The organism is Janthinobacterium sp. BHSEK (genome assembly GCF_056174685.1).
In genome coordinates this window covers 1-3,465 of sequence record NZ_JBWBYV010000118.1, presented here as the reverse complement: position 1 = coordinate 3,465, position 3,465 = coordinate 1, and the positions used below count along the sequence as shown (strand labels likewise).

The following is a 3,465-nucleotide window of genomic DNA, read 5'->3' as shown; positions in this document are numbered from 1 at the left end:
ACGCAGCCCCATGTAGGCGAGCAGGCGTTCGACCAGCGCCGTGGCACCATGCCCCTGGGCCGGTGTTTCGGCTTCCATGGGGTTGGCGGCCTGGGAATGCGGTATCAGTTGCTGCATGATGGTCATGTCATTGCGCCTTTACCGCCATGCTTCCAGGCTTGGCCAGTTGACCCTGGAGGAATTGCTCGCGCTCCATCGGGCGTGCCAGCGCATAGCCCTGGCCGATGCGGCAGCCGATGCCCAGCAATGCGGCCAGCACGGATTCGTTTTCGATGCCTTCGGCCACCAGTTTCAGATTGAGCCTGTGTGCCAGGGCAACGAGGGTGGCGACGATGGCATGCGAATGGCTATTGGTTTCCATGTCGCGAATAAAGGCGCCGTCGATCTTGACTTCATCGAAAGGCATCTTGAACAGGACGTTGAAGGTGGCGGAACCGGCGCCGAAGTCGTCGAGCGACAGGGGAAATCCCTTCGCCCGCAGCGTGTTGAGGCAGCCCGACAGGCACAGTTCATCGAGGACAGGCAAGTCTTCGGTGACTTCGACTTTCAGCAGCCGCGTCGGCAGGCAGGCATCCCACATTCTTGTGGCAAGCATATCTGCCATGCCGGGCGCGCACACGGTATCGATCGAGGCGTTGACGGCAACCGGCACGTCGGCACCTTGACGGCGCAGGTGCCGCAGCACATCGATGACCTCCTTGACGACCCGGTCGAATAGCTGCATATGCAGACCGAGCCGGTTGACCATGGGAATCAGCACCGCCGGCGACACGTCGCCATACCGTGGGTGCCGCCAGCGCAGCAGTGCTTCCGCGCTGACGATGCGCCTGCTGTGCAGGTCATACTGTGGCTGGTAGAGCACGCGCAGGCCCTCGCCCGTGCATATCGCATGGACGACCTCGGCATCGCTGGGCCGTGCCGGGGCATATCGCTTGAGCGCTTGCGGATGCTGTTTGCGTTCCTGCGGCACGGCGCCGGGCACGGTGAGGCGCAAGGGCAGGCGCTGGCACACCGTGATGGAAGGAATGGCATACACGGTGGCGCTCATGGCATTTTCCCGGCGGATTAAGATGGAATAAGTATAGGGACGGCGATTTCAGCGGAGAATCGGACTGTTCTGAAAAGCGCCGCCCCGCCCAGGCTGGACGTCATGACGGACCGGCCGGTTTGCCCGGCTAGCGTGACGTTCCCGGGCCGATATAACGGTCGATGAAGCGGAATACGGTCTCGCCCCACAGAATCCGGTTGCTTTCCTTGGCCCAGCCATGGCCCTCGCCCGTCATCACCATCCACTCGACGGTATTACCTTGCTTGCGCAACTGGTCGCGCATTTTCTCGCCGTGAATCAGGGGCACGCGCATGTCCTCGCTGCCGTAGGCCATCAGCACGGGCGCTTTGATCCTGGCGGCATTGCCGATGGCCGAAACTTTTTGGAAATACGCGTCGTCGGTCTTCGGATCGCCGTGCATCTTGGCACCCATGTCATCCATGACCGGGCCGGACATATCGGACCAATTGACGGTAAACAGCATCTTGACGTCGGTGACGCCGACCCAGTTGATGCCGCATTGGTACAGGTCGGGGTTTTTCACCAGGCCGTACATGGTGGCGTAGCCGCCGTAACTGGCGCCGATGATGCACACGCGCTTGCGGTCGACGATGCCCTGCCTGACCAGCTCCTCGATGCCGTCCGTGATGTCGTCCTGCATGCTCAGGCCCCATTGCTTCCAGCCCGCCGTGTGGTGTTTCCAGCCAAAACCGGTCGACATGCGAAATTGCGGCTGCAGCACGGCATAGCCGCGCGAGGCCAGCATCTGGGTCAAGGGATCGTACTGAAGATGGTCGCGCGAGTGCGGTCCGCCATGGATGTAGGCGACCAGCGGCAGGGCCTTGGGCGCGCGGCCTTGCGGCAAGGTGAGATAGGCCGGAATATTCAGTCCGTCGCGTGCCTGGTAAGAGATTACTTTCTGTTCGGAAAGTTTCTTGCCATCCAGAATGGGCATCACACTGTACAAAGGCTCCAAGGTTTTTTTGCGCGTGTTGAACAAATACAGCTTGCCCACATTATTCACACCTGTGGCACTGACAACCGCGTGGTCGCCACGCCATTGGAAATTGACCTCTTCGTTGGGCAAGCTGGCGTTCAGCGACGCCTGCAGGCGTGCATATTCCGGATCGAAGTAGTGCTTTGTCGGCTTCATGCCATCCACCTGCACGCCGATGATTTTCTTGCGCGCATAGTCGAACAGCAAGCCGTTATTGACATCGACTAGTGTATCCTCGGCAATTAAATCCCCGGCCTTATTGCCGGAGAAATCCCAGATGTGGACGCCCGCCTTGTCGCGGCCGTTGAAGCGGCCGGCGACAAACAAGGTCTTGTTGTCGAAATCGAAGCCCAGCGGATTCATGGTTTTGCCTTCAGTGGCATAGGCTTGGTAGATGGGTTTCCACGGCGCCTTGTCTTCTTCGCGGTAATACACGGTCTGCTTGATGCGCTTGCTGCCATCTTCCACGCTCATGGCCGAGGCCACCCGGATCACATTGTCATGATCGAGCAGCCAGTCGCTGACGGCGCCGGGATTATCAAATGTCAACAAGGTCTTGCGGCCAGTGGTCGTGTCCATGCGAAAAACGTCGCTGGCGCCCAGGTCGGCCCCGCTGCCGCGCTCGTTATTGGAGACAATCAAATCGTTGCTGCCGTCGCCAACCCGCTTCAATACCTGTACCGGTTTGTAGGGCTTGCCGGTGCTCATGGCGTCCTTGACGCTGGCTACCAGGATGCGGAAAGCGCTGCCGTCGCGGTTGACGGCAAACAAGCCGCCGCCCGTCTGTTTTTCCATCACTTCGCTGCTGCCCTTGCTGATGCTGAACACAAGGCGCTGGTTGTTCACCCACAGCGGACTGGTGACATCCCAGTCCGGATCGGAGGCCACGACGGTGGAAGCGCGCGTCTCGAGGTTGATAATGGCCAGCACGAAACGTCCGTTGCGGGGCGTGAGCACGGCAAGATTCAGCCCGTCGGGCGATAGCACGGGGCTGCCGCTAAATTCGCTTTTCTTGAAAAAATCCGCAATGGGAATCGTCTCGTCGGCGTGGGCCAGACCGGTATGCATGCCAGCGCCGGCAAGCAGCAAGGCGAGTAGGGTAAGAGTGGGGGTGTATTTCACTTATATCTCCATCATGAATGGGACAGCGCTCTGGCTAATCAGAGTACATATGGCAAGCAGGGCCGCGCCAGAGAAGCTGGCACGGCTTGATCCTTGGCTTACTTGAAGGCGTAATCGGCAGTCAATTGGAAGTAGCGTCCCATTGATCCATGCAGGCCAGAAATGAAGTTATTGCCATAATGCGGATAGAATGGCGGTTTCCGGTCAAAGGCATTGCGCACCGCAAAACTCAGCTTGGTGTTCTTGACGCCGGAGTAGCTGCCCCCCAGATTGAAGACGGTGAACGAGGCAATGCCCT

At 59.5% G+C, this 3,465-nt stretch carries 3 protein-coding genes; all 3 read right to left on the bottom strand.

What is annotated here, in order from left to right; genetic code table 11:
* Nucleotides 1-127: 127 nt before the first annotated feature.
* The gene (locus tag AC0V2Y_RS26945; RefSeq protein WP_475417914.1) at nucleotides 128-1,048 is read right to left on the bottom strand and encodes an EAL domain-containing protein; all 921 of its coding nucleotides are present in this window, start codon (nucleotides 1,046-1,048) and stop codon (nucleotides 128-130) included.
* A gap of 127 nt (nucleotides 1,049-1,175) precedes the next feature.
* Nucleotides 1,176-3,113, bottom strand: a complete 1,938-nt coding sequence (locus AC0V2Y_RS26940) for a S9 family peptidase (protein WP_475417915.1) — start codon at nucleotides 3,111-3,113, stop codon at nucleotides 1,176-1,178.
* 152 nt (nucleotides 3,114-3,265) lie between these two features.
* Nucleotides 3,266-3,465 (bottom strand): hypothetical protein (locus AC0V2Y_RS26935; protein ID WP_475418406.1); only part of this gene is annotated, 200 nt, incomplete at its 5' end.